The 16,683-nt window shown below is 71.0% G+C and carries 13 protein-coding genes and 1 pseudogene; 8 read left to right on the forward strand and 6 right to left on the reverse strand.

Features of this window, described 5'->3' with window-relative positions:
* Window positions 1-60 precede the first annotated feature (60 nt).
* From ACFVT2_RS15605 to ACFVT2_RS15625, 5 genes are all read left to right on the forward strand, one after another.
* Window positions 61-1,209, forward strand: a complete 1,149-nt coding sequence (locus tag ACFVT2_RS15605) for a Gfo/Idh/MocA family protein (RefSeq protein ID WP_390017314.1) — start codon at window positions 61-63, stop codon at window positions 1,207-1,209.
* Window positions 1,206-2,384, forward strand: coding sequence for a DUF993 family protein (locus tag ACFVT2_RS15610; protein WP_390017317.1), 1,179 nt, complete (start codon window positions 1,206-1,208; stop codon window positions 2,382-2,384). Before ACFVT2_RS15605 ends, ACFVT2_RS15610 begins: the two co-directional genes overlap by 4 nt.
* A complete protein-coding gene (locus ACFVT2_RS15615; protein ID WP_390017319.1) occupies window positions 2,381-3,277 on the forward strand; it encodes a sugar phosphate isomerase/epimerase family protein in 897 nt (298 codons plus the stop codon). The genes ACFVT2_RS15610 and ACFVT2_RS15615 overlap by 4 nt, the downstream gene beginning before the upstream one ends.
* A gap of 90 nt (window positions 3,278-3,367) precedes the next feature.
* Window positions 3,368-5,659: an AAA family ATPase gene (locus ACFVT2_RS15620; protein ID WP_390017322.1), complete on the forward strand. Its 2,292-nt coding sequence runs from the start codon at window positions 3,368-3,370 to the stop codon at window positions 5,657-5,659.
* A 176-nt stretch (window positions 5,660-5,835) separates the two neighbouring features.
* Window positions 5,836-7,125 (forward strand): citrate synthase, encoded by a 1,290-nt coding sequence (locus ACFVT2_RS15625; RefSeq protein WP_390017325.1) that lies wholly within the window; start codon window positions 5,836-5,838, stop codon window positions 7,123-7,125.
* A gap of 711 nt (window positions 7,126-7,836) precedes the next feature.
* On the opposite strand, the gene ACFVT2_RS15630 is transcribed toward ACFVT2_RS15625, so the two are convergent.
* Window positions 7,837-8,124 carry a heavy-metal-associated domain-containing protein gene (locus ACFVT2_RS15630; RefSeq protein WP_390017328.1) on the reverse strand — a complete coding sequence of 96 codons (288 nt, stop codon included), beginning with the start codon at window positions 8,122-8,124 and terminating at the stop codon, window positions 7,837-7,839.
* 257 nt (window positions 8,125-8,381) lie between these two features.
* On the opposite strand from ACFVT2_RS15630, the gene ACFVT2_RS15635 reads away from it, so the two are divergent.
* Window positions 8,382-9,026 carry a DedA family protein gene (locus tag ACFVT2_RS15635; protein WP_390017331.1) on the forward strand — a complete coding sequence of 215 codons (645 nt, stop codon included), beginning with the start codon at window positions 8,382-8,384 and terminating at the stop codon, window positions 9,024-9,026.
* A gap of 30 nt (window positions 9,027-9,056) precedes the next feature.
* Window positions 9,057-9,644, forward strand: a complete 588-nt coding sequence (locus tag ACFVT2_RS15640; RefSeq protein WP_390017333.1) for a GNAT family N-acetyltransferase — start codon at window positions 9,057-9,059, stop codon at window positions 9,642-9,644.
* A gap of 53 nt (window positions 9,645-9,697) precedes the next feature.
* On the opposite strand, the pseudogene ACFVT2_RS15645 reads toward ACFVT2_RS15640, so the two are convergent.
* Both ACFVT2_RS15645 and ACFVT2_RS15650 read right to left on the reverse strand, forming a co-directional pair.
* A pseudogene (locus ACFVT2_RS15645) lies at window positions 9,698-10,521 on the reverse strand (TSUP family transporter).
* Window positions 10,522-10,535: 14 nt separating this feature from the next.
* Entirely contained in the window at window positions 10,536-11,570 is a 1,035-nt protein-coding gene (locus ACFVT2_RS15650) for a Gfo/Idh/MocA family oxidoreductase (RefSeq protein WP_390017336.1), read from the reverse strand.
* A gap of 560 nt (window positions 11,571-12,130) precedes the next feature.
* Here ACFVT2_RS15650 and ACFVT2_RS15655 point away from each other — a divergent pair.
* Entirely contained in the window at window positions 12,131-13,216 is a 1,086-nt protein-coding gene (locus ACFVT2_RS15655; RefSeq protein ID WP_390017338.1) for a LacI family DNA-binding transcriptional regulator, read from the forward strand.
* A gap of 307 nt (window positions 13,217-13,523) precedes the next feature.
* Here ACFVT2_RS15655 and ACFVT2_RS15660 read toward each other — a convergent pair whose 3' ends face one another.
* The 3 genes from ACFVT2_RS15660 to ACFVT2_RS15670 form a co-directional block, all read right to left on the reverse strand.
* Window positions 13,524-13,718 (reverse strand): helix-turn-helix transcriptional regulator, encoded by a 195-nt coding sequence (locus ACFVT2_RS15660; protein ID WP_390017340.1) that lies wholly within the window; start codon window positions 13,716-13,718, stop codon window positions 13,524-13,526.
* 332 nt (window positions 13,719-14,050) lie between these two features.
* On the reverse strand, window positions 14,051-14,644 hold the full coding sequence (locus tag ACFVT2_RS15665) for a peptidoglycan-binding protein (RefSeq protein ID WP_390017342.1): 594 nt from the start codon (window positions 14,642-14,644) through the stop codon (window positions 14,051-14,053).
* Between the two features lie 69 nt (window positions 14,645-14,713).
* On the reverse strand, window positions 14,714-16,261 hold the full coding sequence (locus ACFVT2_RS15670) for a sugar porter family MFS transporter (protein ID WP_390017344.1): 1,548 nt from the start codon (window positions 16,259-16,261) through the stop codon (window positions 14,714-14,716).
* Window positions 16,262-16,683 lie beyond the last annotated feature (422 nt).

Here is a 16,683-nt window from a genome sequence, read left to right on the forward strand (position 1 = left end):
CCCCATCCGCGCATCACCCCGCACGCACCCCACCCACCGAGCGCGTAGAGAGGCCGGGCCGTGACACGTAGGACCGTACGCATCGCCATGAACGGCGTGACCGGGCGCATGGGCCACCACCAGCACCTGGTCCGCTCCCTCCTCGCCCTGCGGGAACAGGGCGGACTCCCGTTGGACGACGGCACGGTGATCTGGCCGGAACCGGTGCTGGTCGGCCGCTCCGCGCCGCGGGTCCGGGCGCTGGCCGAACGGTACGGCCTCACCTGGAGCCCCGACCTCGACACCGTCCTCGCCGACGACTCCGTCGAGATCTACTTCGACGCCCAGGTGACCGCCGCCCGCGAACCGGCAGTCAAGAAAGCGATTTCTGCCGGAAAGCACCTCTACGTGGAGAAGCCCACCGCCGCCGGCCTCACCGGAGCCCTGGACCTCGCCCACCGCGCCCAGGAAGCCGGCGTCAAACACGGCGTCGTCCAGGACAAGCTCTTCCTCCCCGGTCTGCGCAAACTCCGCCGCCTCCTGGACGGCGGTTTCTTCGGCCGGGTCCTGTCCGTACGGGGCGAGTTCGGCTACTGGGTCTTCGAAGGCGACTGGCAGTCCGCCCAGCGCCCCTCCTGGAACTACCGCGCCGAGGACGGCGGCGGCATCGCCGCGGACATGTTCCCGCACTGGGAGTACGTGCTGCACGAGCTCTTCGGGCCGGTCCGCGCCGTCCAGGCCCGGGTGGCCACCCACCTCCCGCGCCGCTGGGACGAGTCCGGCACCCCGTACGAGGCGACCGCCGACGACGCCGCCTACGCCCTCTTCGAACTCGACGGCGGCATCCTCGCCCAGATCAACTCCTCCTGGGCGGTCCGGGTGCACCGCGACGAACTGCTGGAATTCCAGGTCGACGGCACCGAGGGCTCGGCCGTCGCCGGACTCCGCCGCTGCCGCGTCCAACACCGCGCCACCACCCCCAAACCCGTCTGGAACCCCGACCTGCCGTCCACCGAGCCGTTCCGCGACCAGTGGCAGGAGGTCCCCGACAACGCCGAGTTCGACAATGCCTTCAAGGCCCAGTGGGAGCTCTTCCTCCGGCACGTGGTGGCCGACGGGCCCTGGCACTGGGACCTCTGGGCGGGCGCCCGCGGTGTCCGACTCGCCGAACTGGGCCTGCGCTCCTCGGTCGAGGGCCGCCGGCTGCCCGTACCGGAACTGACCCGGTGACCACTCCGGAAGCCGCGCCCGCCACCGGGACGCCCCCGCGGCTGCGCTCCCGTAGGGTCTTCGCCGCCGCCCATGTGGTCGCCGACCCGCGCGCCGACACCGCCCCGGACGGCCCGGCCGCCCTCGACTGGGACGCCACCCTCGCCTTCCGCCGCCACCTCTGGGCGCACGGGCTGGGCGTGGCCGAGGCGATGGACACCGCGCAGCGCGGTATGGGCCTGGACTGGGCCGGCGCCGCCGAACTGATCCGCCGCTCGGCCGCCGAGGCCCGCGCGGTCGGCGGCCACCTCGCCTGCGGCGCCGGAACCGACCAACTCCCCCCGGCCGGCGCCTCTTTGGCCGACGTCCGAGCCGCCTACGAGGAGCAGCTCACCGTGGTCGAGGACGCCGGCGCCCTGCCCGTCCTGATGGCCTCCCGCCAGCTCGCCGCGCTCGGCGCCGGCCCCGACGCCTACCGCGACCTCTACGGGCACCTGCTGCGCCAGGCCACCCGCCCGGTGATCCTGCACTGGCTCGGCCCGGCGTTCGACCCGGCACTGGCCGGCTACTGGGGCAGCCCGGACCTCGACACCGCCACGGAGACGCTCCTCGGCATCATCGCCGACAACCCCCGCGCGGTGGACGGCGTCAAGGTCTCCCTCCTGGACGCCTCCCGGGAAGTACGGCTGCGCCGCCGGCTCCGGACAATGGGGGTGGCCCGAAGTGCCACGGACAAGGGCGGTGGTGGGCGACGGGCGGGAGTGCGCTGCTATACGGGCGACGACTTCCACTACCCCGAACTGATCGCCGGCGACGCCCACGGCTTCAGCGACGCCCTGCTGGGCGTCTTCGACCCGCTCGCCCCCCTGGCAGCCGCGGCCGTCCGCCGCCTGGACGCCGGCGACCCGGCCGGTTTCCGCGCCGTCCTCGACCCGACCGTCCCCCTGGCCCGTCACCTCTTCCAGGCCCCCACCCGCTACTACAAGACCGGCGTGGTCCTGCTCGCCTGGTTGGCCGGGCACCAGTCCCACTTCACCATGGTCGGCGGCCTGCAATCCGCCCGCTCCCTCCCCCACCTGCGCCGCGCCCACGAACTCGGCGCCGCACTGGGCCTGTTCCCCGACCCGGACCTGGCCGCCGCCAGAATGCGCGCCCTCCTGGCCGTCCACGGCGCCGAGGAGGCGAGCACCACGTGACGGATACCGCGGCGCAGCCCCTCCTCTCCCGCTTGAGCCTCAACCAGGAGACCATCCGGCAGTGGTCGCTGCCCGAACTGGCCGACGGCTGCGCCCGGGCGGGCCTGCGGGGCGTCGGCCTGTGGCGGGCACCGGTGCGCGCCTACGGGGTGACCGCCGCAGCCCGCCTCGTACGGGACGCCGGGCTCACCGTCACCAGCCTGTGCCGGGGCGGCTTCTTCACCGCCGCGGACCCCACGGAGCGCAGGGCGGCCCTGGCGGACAACCGGGCCGCCGTCGAGGAGGCCGCGGCACTCGGCACCGGCACCCTGGTCCTGGTCTCCGGCGGACTGCCGCCCGGCAGCCGGGACCTCGCCGGCGCCCGGGAGCGGGTCGCCGACGCGCTCGCCGAACTGGCCCCGTACGCCGCCGAGCGGGGCGTACGACTGGCCCTGGAACCGCTGCACCCGATGTACGCGGCGGACCGGTGCGTCGTCTCCACCCTCGCCCAGGCCCTCGATCTGGCGGAGCGCTTCCCCGCCGACCAGGTGGGCGTGGTGGTGGACACCTACCACCTGTGGTGGGACGACACGGTCGGCACCCAACTCGCCCGGGCCGGCGGCGCGGACGGCACCACCGATGCGGACGGCACCACCGGTGCGGAGAACGCGCCCTCCCGGATCGCCGCCTTCCAACTCGCCGACTGGATCACGCCGCTCCCCGAGGGCGTCCTCCTGGGGCGCGGGCAGCTGGGCGACGGCTCGGTGGACCTGCGCTGGTTCCGCGAACGCGTCGACGCGGCCGGCTACCGGGGCCCCATCGAGGTGGAGATCTTCAACCCGTCCCTGTGGTCCCGCAACGGCACCGAAGTCCTCACCGAGGTCGTCACCCGCTTCCTCAGCCATGTCACCTGACCCGTTTCGTGGACCTGCCATCTGTCTCAGGGGGCGAGGGAAGCCCCGGCGCCCCATCCCGCTGTCAGCCCCCGGCGGTACCGTCAAGGCATGCTCAACGCAGCCGTGGTGGAAGGGGTCCTGGAGCGGATCACCTACGCCAATGAGGAGAACGGTTACACCGTCGCCCGGGTCGACACCGGCCGCGGCTCCGGCGAGCTGCTGACCGTGGTGGGCGCGCTCCTGGGGGCGCAGCCGGGGGAGTCACTCCGGCTGGAGGGCCGCTGGGGCTCGCACCCCCAGTACGGCAAGCAGTTCACGGTGGAGAACTACACCACCGTCCTGCCGGCCACCATCCAGGGCATCCGCCGCTATTTGGGCTCGGGCCTCATCAAGGGCATCGGCCCCCGGATCGCGGACCGCATCACCGAGCACTTCGGCATCGACACCCTCGACGTGATCGAGCAGGACCCCGGGCGCCTGATCGAGGTGCCCGGCCTGGGCCCCAAGCGCACCAAGCTGATCGGTGCCGCCTGGGAGGAGCAGAAGGCGATCAAGGAGGTGATGGTCTTCCTCCAGGGCGTCGGCGTGTCCACCTCCATCGCCGTGCGGATCTACAAGAAGTACGGCGACGCGTCGATCTCCGTGGTGAAGAACGAGCCCTACCGCCTGGCCGCCGACGTGTGGGGCATCGGCTTCCTGACCGCCGACCGGATCGCCCAGTCGGTGGGCATCCCGCACGACAGCCCGGAGCGGGTCAAGTCCGGTCTCCAGTACGCGCTGTCGCAGTCCACGGACCAGGGGCACTGCTTCCTGCCCGAGGAGCAACTGATCGCGGACGCGGTGAAGTTGCTCCAGGTGGACACCGGCCTGGTCATCGACTGCCTGGCCGAGTTGGCCGAGGACCCGGAGGGCGTGGTCCGCGAGAAGGTGCCCGGCCCGGAGGACGGCGCTCCGGTCACCGCGGTGTATCTGGTGCCGTTCCACCGCGCCGAGATCTCCCTGGCCGGCCGGCTGACCAGACTGCTGCGCACGGACGACGACCGGATGCCCGCGTTCCGGGGCGTGGACTGGGACAAGGCGCTGGCGTGGCTGGCGCGGCGTACGGGGACGGAGCTGGCGCCTGAGCAGCAGGCGGCGGTCCGGCTGGCGCTGACCAGCAAGGTCGCGGTGCTCACGGGCGGGCCGGGCTGCGGCAAGTCGTTCACGGTCCGCTCGGTGGTCGAGCTGGCCCGCGCCAAGCAGGCCACGGTGGTGCTGGCGGCGCCCACGGGCCGGGCGGCCAAGCGGCTGGCGGAGCTGACGGGGGCGGACGCCTCCACCGTGCACCGCCTGTTGGAGCTCAGGCCGGGTGGGGACGCCGCCTACGACGCGGACCGCCCGCTGGACGCCGATCTGGTGGTGGTCGACGAGGCGTCGATGCTCGATCTGCTGTTGGCGAACAAGCTGGTCAAGGCGGTGCCGCCGGGCGCCCACCTGCTGCTGGTCGGGGACGTGGACCAGCTGCCGTCGGTGGGCGCCGGCGAGGTGCTGCGCGATCTGCTGGCCGGGGGAGGGGCCGGGCGCAGCGCGGCGGACGGGGGCGGTGGCCGGGATGGGGGCATCTCCCATGCCCTTAAGGCCATGGGGGAGGGCGGCCCGGTGCCGGCCGTCCGGCTGACCAAGATCTTCCGCCAGGCCCAGCAGTCCGGTGTGGTCACCAACGCGCACCGCATCAATTCCGGCGTTCCCCCGCTGACCAGCGGTCTCGCGGATTTCTTCCTGTTTCCGGAGGAGGACGCGGAGGAGGCCGCCCGGTTGACGGTCGACGTGGTGGCGCGCCGCATCCCGGCGAAGTTCGGCCTCGACCCGCGCCGGGACGTCCAGGTGCTGGCCCCGATGCACCGCGGCCCGGCCGGTGCGGGGGCGCTGAACGGCCTGCTCCAACAGGCGGTGACCCCGGCCCGCCCGGATCTGCCGGAGCGCCGTTTCGGCGGCCGGGTCTTCCGCGTCGGCGACAAGGTCACCCAGATCAGGAACAACTACGAGAAGGGCCGTAACGGCGTCTTCAACGGGACGGTGGGGGTGGTCACGGGCCTGGACAGCGTCGAGCAGCGGCTGACGGTCCTCACGGACGAGGACGAGGAGGTGCCGTACGACTTCGACGAACTGGACGAACTCGCCCATGCCTATGCGGTGACGATCCATCGCTCCCAAGGGAGCGAGTATCCGGCCGTGGTGATTCCGGTCACCACCAGCGCCTGGATGATGCTCCAGCGCAATTTGCTCTATACCGCCGTGACGCGGGCGAAGCGCCTGGTGGTGCTGGTGGGGTCCCGGAGAGCACTCGGTCAGGCCGTGCGGACGGTATCCGCCGGTCGGAGGCATACCGCGCTGGATCACCGGCTCGCCGGAGCGCGGTGAGGTCGCCCCTCTTTCCTAATCGGGGCGAACGGGAGCAGGATGGACTCCGACGCGGCACTGAGTGCCGCGATGAGGCCCTATGGCCGACCCCGAGTGCACATCCAAGGTCCAAATGGGGGAAGGTATAGGCAGTCAGGGCACCTCGAAGAAGAGGCACAACGTCGGTGAGGGATGACGTGAGCGACAACTCTGTAGTACTGCGTTACGGGGACGGCGAATACAGCTACCCGGTCGTCGACAGCTCGGTCGGCGACAAGGGCTTCGACATCTCGAAGCTGCGCGCCCAGACCGGTCTGGTGACCCTGGATTCCGGTTATGGCAACACCGCGGCATATAAATCCGCGATCACCTATCTCGACGGTGAAAAGGGCATCCTTCGTTATCGCGGTTACCCGATCGAGCAGCTCGCGGAGCGCAGCACGTTCGTGGAGACCGCCTACCTCCTCATCAATGGTGAGCTCCCCACCGTCGACGAGCTGGCGACCTTCAAGCAGGACATCACGTACCACACCCTGCTCCACGAGGACGTCAAGCGCTTCTACGACGGCTTCCCCCGGGACGCCCACCCGATGGCCATGCTGTCCTCCGTGGTCAGCGCGCTGTCGACGTTCTACCAGGACAGCCACAACCCGTTCGACGAGCGGCAGCGGCACATCTCCACGATCCGCCTGCTGGCCAAGCTTCCGACCATCGCGGCCTACGCCTACAAGAAGTCGGTCGGCCACCCGGTCGTCTACCCGAGCAACGACCTCGGGTACGTGGAGAACTTCCTGCGGATGACCTTCTCGGTCCCCGCCGCCGAGTACGACCTGGACCCGGTCGTGGTCAGCGCGCTCGACAAGCTGCTGATCCTGCACGCGGACCACGAGCAGAACTGTTCGACCTCCACCGTGCGCCTGGTCGGCTCCTCGCAGGCGAACCTCTTCGCCTCGATCTCGGCGGGCATCAACGCCCTCTGGGGCCCGCTGCACGGTGGCGCCAACCAGTCGGTGCTGGAGATGCTGGAAGGCATCCGGGACGCCGGCGGCGACGTCGACACCTTCATCCGCAAGGTGAAGAACAAGGAAGACGGCGTGAAGCTCATGGGCTTCGGGCACCGCGTCTACAAGAACTTCGACCCCCGGGCGAAGATCATCAAGGCGGCGGCGCACGACGTCCTTTCGGCGCTGGGCAAGGATGACGAGCTCCTCGACATCGCCCTGAAGCTGGAGGAGCACGCGCTGGCCGACGACTACTTCGTCGAGCGCAAGCTCTACCCGAACGTCGACTTCTACACCGGCCTGATCTACCGGGCGATGGGCTTCCCGACCGAGATGTTCACCGTGCTCTTCGCGCTCGGCCGGCTCCCCGGCTGGATCGCCCAGTGGCACGAGATGATCAAGGAGCCCGGTTCCCGCATCGGCCGTCCGCGGCAGATCTACACCGGCGTCGTCGAGCGCGACTTCGTACCCGTCCAGGAGCGCTGAACCCGGTCCCCGCGTAGCGGCTGGACCGAGGCCGACTGTTACGTATGGGTGATCGATAATCGCGTAAATGCGACGCCCGCTCGGTCGCCGGTCGGTGCCGCGACGCGAGCGCGCAGACGAAGCCGCGAGCGCGCAAAAGAAAGCGCCCCGCCTCCGGATCCCCCCACGGGTCCAGAGTGCGGGGCGCTTCCCATGTCCCGGTGCGGATTCCCCCCACGGGATCCGTCCGGGCGTTCCGGGTTGCACCGCGCTCTGCCGGGACGCGCACATACGGGAGGGCCGCTCAAAGCTCCCCGGGCGCGTCGCCCCGGCCAACGCAGAGCCGGGCATGGTCCCCCAAGACCTTGCACGGCTGTCGCAGTGCAAGCCCCGCCGGGGTGCTCGCACTGCCCGGTTAGACTCGCGACCCCCCTCGATGGTTACGTTCCGAAGAGTGTGATCTGAGTCTCATGCCATATGGGGGCGAATATGGTCAAGGGCTTCCATTTGTAGATCAGCGCCCCAAGGTATGGGTGTTGTGCGAGTTGTAAAGGCCGTGTGAATTTCTGTGGCCGTGCCCTGAAGTTGTGATCGTTCGTCGCTGATCGTCCCGCTCTGCGGCGATTACCGTCAGTGTCCGGTTGGGTGGCCGTTTCTCCGGTACGCGCGAGGCGCAGGCCGTCCCGCCGCCGGCGGGCACGTCCTGCGCCTCGTGAGGGAGTGCGGGGTGGGTCAGACCTGACCCGCGAGCTCGTACCCCGCCTCGTCGACCGCCGCGCGCACCGCGGCCTCGTCCAGCGGCGCCTCCGAGGTGACGGTCACCAGGCCGGTCGCCGCGACCGCCTGCACCGAGCTCACCCCGGCGATCTCGCCGATCTCGGTCGACACCGCACCCTCGCAGTGACCGCAGGTCATGCCGGTGACCTTGTAGGTGGCGGTCACCGCGCCAACCTGGACGGCGGTGCCGCCGCCGGTGTGGCAGGACCCTTCGGGGGTGCAGCAGGAGCCGTTCTCAGCCATGGGATTCTCCTCGTGGTGCCGTGTGTGCCGACATGCGCCGGTACGGGCGATGTGGCCGTTGCGCCCAGTGTGGTGCCTGAGTGGCGTGGGGGAGCGCGGTGGCGGCCGGTGTCGTCCTCCCGACTCTTGTCACTGTATACCCCCTAGGGGTATCGATCCAACCCCGGGACGCCCCGGACCGCGCGCGTTGCCACCCGCCCCGCCACGCGTCAGCCTGGGGATACGGGCTCGGGGCGCGGATCCGAGGAGGCGGCCGGATGGACGGCACACTCGCCCTCTACGGCCTGCTGGCGCTGACCACCCTGCCGCCACTGGTCCCCAACTCCGCACTCCTGGTCTCCACCGGCGTCCTCGCCTCCGAAGGGCGCGTCGCCCTCCCCCTCGTCCTGGCGATCGTCGCCGGCAGTGCCTTCGTCGGTGACCTGCTGATGTACCTCGCCGCCCGCCGGTTCGGCGGCCCCGTCCGCGCCTGGATGCTGCGCCGACCGCGCCGCCGGGCGGCCCTCGAATGGACCTCCCGGCGGATCCGGCGCTACGGCGTCCCCTTCGTGATCGCCGTACGGTTCCTGCCCAGCGGGCGGATCGTCGGCCCCCTGGCCTCCGGGATACTGCGCTACCCGCTGCGCAAGTACCTGATCGGCGCCGGCCTCGCCGAGTCCCTGTGGGCCGCCTACTCCATCGGCCTCGGCTACCTCGGCAGCGCCGCCGCCGGAAACCCCCTCTACGCCGCCGGCATCGGCATCGGTGTCTCCGTCCTCGTCGCCGCCACCGGCACCGCCGTCCAGTGGGGCACCCGCCGCCGCGCCCTGCGCGCCCAGGCCGGCCGCCGGCCCCCCGGCGAACCCCCGTGCACCGACCGCGAAGAGGGCGATGACCAGGCGTCATCCACAGCATCGGTGTGACTGTCAGTGGTCGTGCGTAACGTTGAGGACATGACGACGGAACGCACCACCGAAGCGCCGGCAGCCGCCCCCGACGTGCGGATCGAGCCGTGGACGGCAGCCGACCTCGACCTGCTGCGCAAGGCCAACGCCCCTGAGATGACCCGACACTTGGGCGGTCCCGAGACCGAGGAGCAGCTCGCCCGCCGCCATCGCAGATACCTCGCGGCCGAGGGACCCGGCCGGATGTACCGCATCCTGCTCCTGCCGCAGCGCGAGGCCGTGGGCACGATCGGCTTCTGGGAAACGGAGTGGCAGGGAACGACGGTGTACGAGACCGGCTGGGGCGTGCTCCCCGGATTCCAGGGCCGCGGCATCGCGGCGACCGCGGTGCGGCAGGTCCTCACGGCGGCCGCCGCCGAAGGCCGGCACCGCATCGTCCACGCCTTCCCCTCCGTGGCCAACGCCGCGTCGAACGCGGTATGCCGCAAAGCCGGCTTCACCTTCATAGGAGCGTGCGAGGTCGAATACCCCAAGGGCCACCTCATACGCGCCCATGAGTGGCGGACGACGCTGCCGGAGCCGACGACCGGCGACGACGCCGCGGCCGGAGCCGGCCGGCCGGGGACGACGCAATGACGTGACGGACCACCGGCGGGAAGCCCCTCGCCGCCCTGCCCACCCTCCCCGCCTCAGCGCACCAGCACGACGCTGGTGAGGACCGTGAAGACGAGCACCAACCGCTCGAAAACTCCCCGGTCGATGCGACGCACCAGCGCCCGCCCGGTATACGCACCGACGACCACGGCAACGACCAGCAACGCATCCAGCGCCAGCCCGTCCGCCGTGACCAGCCCCAACCCCACGCTGAACGGCACCTTCACGAGATTGACGAGCAAGAAGAACCACGCACCGGTCCCCAGAAACCCGAGCATCCCGAAGCCAGCCGAAAGGAGATAAAGCGACATCGCCGGCCCACCGGCGTTGGCCACCATGGTCGCGAACCCGGCGACCAGCCCGAAGAACACCGTCCCCCACCGGTGCTGACGGATCACCGGGAACGACCCCGCACCACCCCCACGCCCACGCCCCCAGCCCGCACCCGTTCCGACGCCCGGGCCCGGGCGCGGACCCGCTGCCACACCTGGTGCACCGCGACCGTCAGCAGCAGCACACCGATCGTGCGCCGCAGCACGCCGTCACCGGTCCGCGCGACGAACACCACCCCGAGCAACACCCCGGCCGCCACCGACGGCAGCAGCCGGAGCAGCACGGTCCGGTCGGCGTGCCCGCGGTAGGCGCGCACGGCCAGCACATCACCCACGAGCAGCAGCGGAAGGAGGACACCGGTGGATTCCCTGGCCGGCAGCACGATCGCGAACAGCGCCACACCCAGCGTCCCCACGCCACTGACGGCGGTCTTGGAGACCCCCACCAGCAGCGCGGCCGGCACCAGCACGGCGAGCGTCCCCACGCCCCGCGCCGTCCCCGGACCGGCCGCCAACTGCTCGGTCATGAGACCGCCGCCGGTCACGCGCCGGGCGCCGCCCTGCCGCCCGCGGCCGCCCGGACGTCCGCGACGACCACCGGCTGACCGGTCCGCCGCGAGCGGTCGCACGCCTCCGCGACGTACAGCGCCTCCAACGCCTCGGAGGGGGCGCAGGGGTTGGGCATACGGCCCGCGGCGACCTCGACGAAGACCCCCAACTCGGTCACGTACGCGTCGTGGAACCGCTCCATGAACGTGGCGTACGGGGCGTCCGCCCGCTGCCAGGACAGTTGTGCCTCGGCCGACGGCATCGGTGCCCGGTCGTCCAGGCCGACGAAGCGGGCGCCCGCGGAGCCACAGACCTCCAGCCGGACGTCGTGGCCCGCGCCGTTGTAGCGGGTCGCGGTGACCGTGGCCAGGGTGCCGTCGTCAAAGCGCAGCAGCGCGGCGCAGGTGTCGACGTCGTCGCCGTCGGCGAAGAAGTCCGCGCCGCGGTTGGCGCCCTGGGCGTAGACCGAGACCACCTCGCGACCGGTCAGCCAGCGCATGATGTCGAAGTCGTGGATGCTGCAGTCCCGGAACAGCCCGCCGGAGGTGGGGATGAAGGCCGCCGGCGGCGGTGACTGGTCGCTGGTGCAGGCCCGCAGGGTGTGCAGCCAACCCAGCTCACCGGAGCGCAGTGCCTCACGCGCCGCCCGATACCCGGCGTCGAACCGTCGCTGGAAGCCGATCTGCACGGGTACGGTGCCGGCCTCGGCGCGCTCCACGACGGCACGGGTGCCCGGCACGTCCAGTGCCACCGGCTTCTCACAGAACACCGGTACACCGACGTCCAGGGCCTGATGGATCAACGCGGCGTGCGCACTGGTCGCGGCGGTGATCACCACGCCGTCCACGCCCTCCGCGTACAGCGCCGTGATGCTGTCGGCGGCCCGTACGCCCAGGGTGTCGGCGAGCGCGGCGGCCCGCGCCGGGTCCGCGTCGGCGACCACGAGGCCGGTGACGCCGGGGACGTTCTGCAGGGTCGCGGCATGGAACGCGCCAATGCGCCCGGTACCGATGAGGCCGATCTTCATGGGGTTCCTTTCGGGGGCGGAAGGAGGGAGGGAGGGGCGGAAGGGGAGGGAGGAGGTGGCGAGAGGAGGGTGGGGGAGAGGGGAGGGTGGGGGAGAGGGGAGGGGGGAGGGAAAGGGCACGGGGTGGGCGCGGTGGGGGCACGAGGTGCTGGCGCGACCCGGCGCCGTTTGGAACGGTCCAAACGTGGTGTCCTCGGCACCCTGCATGTCCGTATGTCCGGATGTCAACCCCCGGGGGACAGTCAACTCCCGTGCCGTGGCAGGAGCCGGGAGCCGGGAGCCAGGAGCCAGGGGCGGGGCGGGGGCGGGGCCCGGGGGCTAGGGAGTCAGGTGCCGGGAGTCAGGAGGGACAAGTTAGCGAGTGGCGAGTGGCAAGTGGCGAGTGGCAAGTGGCAAGTGGTGAGTGATCGGTGATGGGCGATGGGTGTCGAGTAATGAGGAATGCGCGGTGTGTGGGGTGGCTCGCGGTGGTGCCCGCCGGTGGGGAGGGAGCTGGGTCCGGCGGCGCCCGTATGCGTACGCATTGACGCCGACCTGCACCGATGGAAGGATTTCCACTCATGGAACGGTCCAACACCCCGCCGGGCGAGCCCCCCAAGGCGGCCCCCGGCACTGACCGGCCTCCGACGATCCGCGGTGTCGCCGAACGCGCCGGTGTCTCCAAATCGCTGGTCTCGCTCGTCCTCCAGGGCTCGCCCCGGGTCAGCGACGCCAAGCGGCAGGCCGTCCTGGCCGCCATCGACGAGCTGGGCTACCGGCCCAACGCCGCCGCCCGCAGCCTCGTCGCCCGCCGCACGCACACCGTGGGCGTCCTGCTGAACGACATGCGCAACCCCTGGTTCGTGGACGTTCTCGACGGCCTCAACTCCCTGCTGCACGCGCACGGCCTGCGGATGTTGATGGCCGACGGCCGTCTGGACCGGCGCGCCGGCCAGGAGTTCGCCCGTACCTTCCAGGAACTCCGGGTCGACGGCCTGGTCGTGGTCGGCACTCTCCCGGACACCGCGGGGCTCGCCGAGGTCGCCGAGCGGTTGCCGACCGTCATCGCCGGCAACCACGAACCCCGGCTGCCGCGGGCCGACATCGTCGCCAACGACGACGAACACGGCGCCCGCCTCGCCGCCGAGCACCTCATCGGCCTCGGACACCGCCGGATCGCCCACATCGCCGGCCGGGGGTTGGTCGGCGAACTGCGCCGGCGCGGCTTCGAGGCCGCGATGCGCGACCACGGGTTGGCCGCACACGCCGTGGTGGAGAGCGGTGACGGCACGGAGGAGGGTGGCTACCGCGCCGCCGTACGGTTGCTCAGTCCGGTCCGTGGCGGTCACCGCCCCACCGCCGTCTTCGCGTTCAACGACCTCGCCGCCATCGGCGCGCTGTCCGCCGCCGGGGAACTGGGCCTCGACGTGCCCGCCGACCTCTCCGTCGTCGGCTACGACAACACCTACCTAGCCCGCATCCGCCACCTCTGGCTGAGCTCGGTCAACAACGCCAGCCACGAGGTCGGCCGCCGCGCCGCCCGTTGCCTGCTGGACCGGATGACGCACCCCGACGCACCCGCCGGCCATCAACTCGTCACCCCGGAACTGGAGATCAGAGGCTCCACGGCACCGCCTCGGGACGGAGTCGGGGCGGCGGCGCCGTAGCGGACGGGCGTGTCAGCGTGGCTCGGGGACTGCCGCGGGCCAGGGGTTGCGGGGGCGCGGGTTTGCGGGCCTTGGGGTACTGCGCGGTTCGCCGGACCGGTTCGCGGTCGACCGCCCGCAGCGGCGTCAGCACCGTCCCGTTCGATCCGCCGCGTCCGGCGCGTCCGCCGTGTCCGCCGCATCATGGCCGTCGAGCGTCGGGTGCTGAGCGTCGAACGGGACGGGTGCCGACCAGTACGGGCGCCCGAACGGAGCGGGTGCCGAACGTCGGAGCCGGGCCCGTCCCCGCCGGCTCAGACCCGGACGGTCACTGTCGCCCGCGTTGGCCCGGGCGCTGTGCCACCCAGGCTCTGACGGTGTCCGCGAACCAGTACGGTTTACCGCCCTCCACTAGATCGGGCTCCGGTAGCAAACCGTGCTTGCGGTATGAACGCACGGTGTCCGGCTGCACCTGGATGTGGGCGGCGATCTCCTTGTACGACCAGAGCCTTCGGTCGGTCATCTCTGCGCACCTCCTTGGCGCCGCACACAGGGTCGGCCCGGCGAGCCGGCAGGGGCAGCGTACGGCGGGGTGATCGCTCACCCTGTGCCCGGACAACGACGGTGAGTGATCGTCGGCGAGGGGCTGTTGAAAGGCTGTGACGGAAGACCCGCGCAATGGTGACAGCCGTAACAGGGGAGGGACGGATGTGACACCAATGGGACGAGCCGGACAGTCCGTCGAACGCCCCGAGCGCCGGGGACGGGTGTAGGTGGGCAGTAGCGGGCGGCCGCGGGCAAACCAGGCGGGATTCGGGATTCGGGATCCAGGGATCAAGGATCAGGAATCAGGAACTAGGAATACAGCGCTTGCCAGGTCTTCTTGTCGACCTTGCCGTTGGCGGGTAGGTGGTGCTTGGTCTGGAGCTTCGTCACCGCGGTCCGGGTCTTCGTCCCGAAGGAGCCGGTCACGTCCTGCCAGGTCAGGTAGTGGCGGTTCGCCAGGAGGCACTGCACTTGCTTGACCGGGTCACCGTGCTGACCGTAGACGGTGAGGGCGTTTCCGCCGTAGAACGCGCAGGCGGCCAGTGTGGCGGGTCGAGTGGAGTCGTCCCGCCCGGCCGTCGCGGTGGCCGACGCGGTGGCCGACGCCGGGTCGGCAAGCAGCCCGGCGGTGACCAGGCCCGCGGCCGCCGCGAGGACGCCCGCGCGCCGGACGGCCCGACCGATACCCCGACCGACACTCCGAACGGTCTCTACTCCCGCTCCCGCCGCTGCGGTCGTTCGCGCTCCCGTTCGAGCTCCCGCTCCCGTTCGCGCTCCCGCTCCCGCTCCCGTTGTCGTTCCCGTTCCCGTGATTGCTTTCGTAGCTGTGGCGAAGTCCGCGTCGGTGGCTTGCCCGCCGAGTTCTTCGTCGCGCTTTTCCAGGGCCTTTTCGTTGGCTTTCACGAATTCCATTGCTTCCCCCGTTGGATGCGTTGGATGTGAGCGCACCCGTTTGCGCGAGGGGAAGCCGATTCATCCCTCCGTGGCAGTGCCCGGGGCGGACTCGTTCGCGGTCTTCCGGAGCTCCTGCTCCAGGTCCTCCAGCGCCAGCCCCTTCGTCTCCGGCGCGTACCGCTTGCAGAAGACCAGCGAGAGTACGCACATCGCGCCGAAGAGCCAGAACGTGACGCCGGCGCCGACCGCGTCGAGTAGCAACGGGAAGACCAACGCGATCCCGAAGTTGACCAGCCACATCACGAACACCGCCGCACCCATGGCCAGCCCGCGTACCTTCAGCGGGAACATTTCGGCGAGCAGCAGCCAGACACCGGTGTTGAGGGTCGCCTGCATGAAGCCCATGTAGAGGACCATCAGGCCGAGCACCAGGTAGCTGACGCCGGTGGAGTGCGGCAGGTGGAACGCCGCGCCCAGCAGGGCCAGTGACACCGTCATCCCGGACAGTCCCCAGAGGAGCATGGGGCGCCGGCCCACCCGGTCGATCAGGGACATGCCGATCGCGGTGGCGATGACCGAGATGGCGCCGATCGCGATGGTGGCGGTGATCGCCGCATTGGTACCCAGGCCGGTCGTCGCCAGGATCTTGGGAGCGAAGTAGATGACCGCGTTGACCCCGGTGATCTGCTGGACGATCGCCAGCCCGATGCCGATCAGCAGCAGCCGTCGCACCCAGGGGAGTTGGAGTTCTTGCCATGCGCCGCTCTGCGCATCGGTCTCCAGATGGCGGGCCTGCTGGATACGGGCGAGCTCGTCCGGGACGTCGTCGGCGACCAGCGTACGGCGCAGCACCGCGGCAGCCTCGTCCTGCCGCCCCCGGCTGATGTACCAGCGCGGCGTATCGGGCAGGAAGAGGACGCCGAGGAACAGCGCCACCGCGGGCAGCGCGGCCAGTCCCAGCATCCAGCGCCACGCCTCCCAATGGGCCAGCACGGCGTTGATGAGGTACGCCAGCAACTGACCGCTGACGATCATCAGGGAGTTGAACGAGACCAGCCGGCCACGGATGTGCGAGGGCGCGATCTCGGAGAGGTAGAGCGGGGTGATGACGGAGGCGCTGCCCACGGCGAGGCCCAGCACGAAGCGCGCGACGGTCATGAACGGCACGGTCGGCGCCAGCGCGACCGCCACCGCCCCGCCGATGAACACCGCGCCCGCCCACAGCAGCGAGTTGCGCCGCCCCAGCGTGTCGGCCATCCGCCCGCCGGCCAGCGAGCCGAAGGCCGCGCCGATCAGCAGCGCGCTGGTGATGACGCCCTCACTGAGGGAGGTGAGGCCGAAGTGCCCCTCCATGAAGGGGAGCGCGCCCGAGACCACCCCGGTGTCGTAGCCGAACAGGGCACCGCCGAGCGCCGCGATGGCGGCGATGGCGATGATGAAGCGCTTGGCGGTCAGGGGCGGGGGCGGGGTCGGGGTCTCGGGGCGGACGTTGGTCTGCCCCTGTCCCTGTCCCTGTCCCTGCTCCTGGTCGTGGCTGTGGCTGTGGTTGCGGTCGTTGTCATGGCTGTCGCCGTGGTCAGGGTTGCGCTCACCGGGGGACGCGGGCCGACTGGTCGGAGCTGCCATCGTCAACTCCCGTTCGCCGTGGCGCCATGCACCGGCACCCTGAGGGCCACGCCCACCGGCTCACCTATCCGGTCGGACGACGAGAAGGGCGAGGGGAGGGGCGATGAGGGGGTGGGCGGCAGAAACGGTGGCAGGACCGGCGACTCGGGAGCCATTCCCGAAAACGCTGGCCCGTAGGGCATGCGGGGACCGTGCGCGGTACACATGGTGCGGCCTTTCGGTGGCTTGATTGCTCACGGGGTTGGGTCGATAGCGCAAAGATTCAAGGGCTCGATAACTCAAGGGCTCGATGACTTAAGGACTCAAGCGCTCAAGGACTTGGTGACTCGGTAAAGCGATGACGGGGGGCGGCTGGGCAGTGCGATGGCCGTTGAAGGGGCGGCGGGCCGAAGGTGTGACAAGGCGAGGAGGCAAGCGGGACC

The sequence above is a fragment of the Streptomyces sp. NPDC058000 genome, assembly GCF_042886435.1.
Taxonomy (GTDB): Bacteria; Actinomycetota; Actinomycetes; order Streptomycetales; family Streptomycetaceae; genus Streptomyces.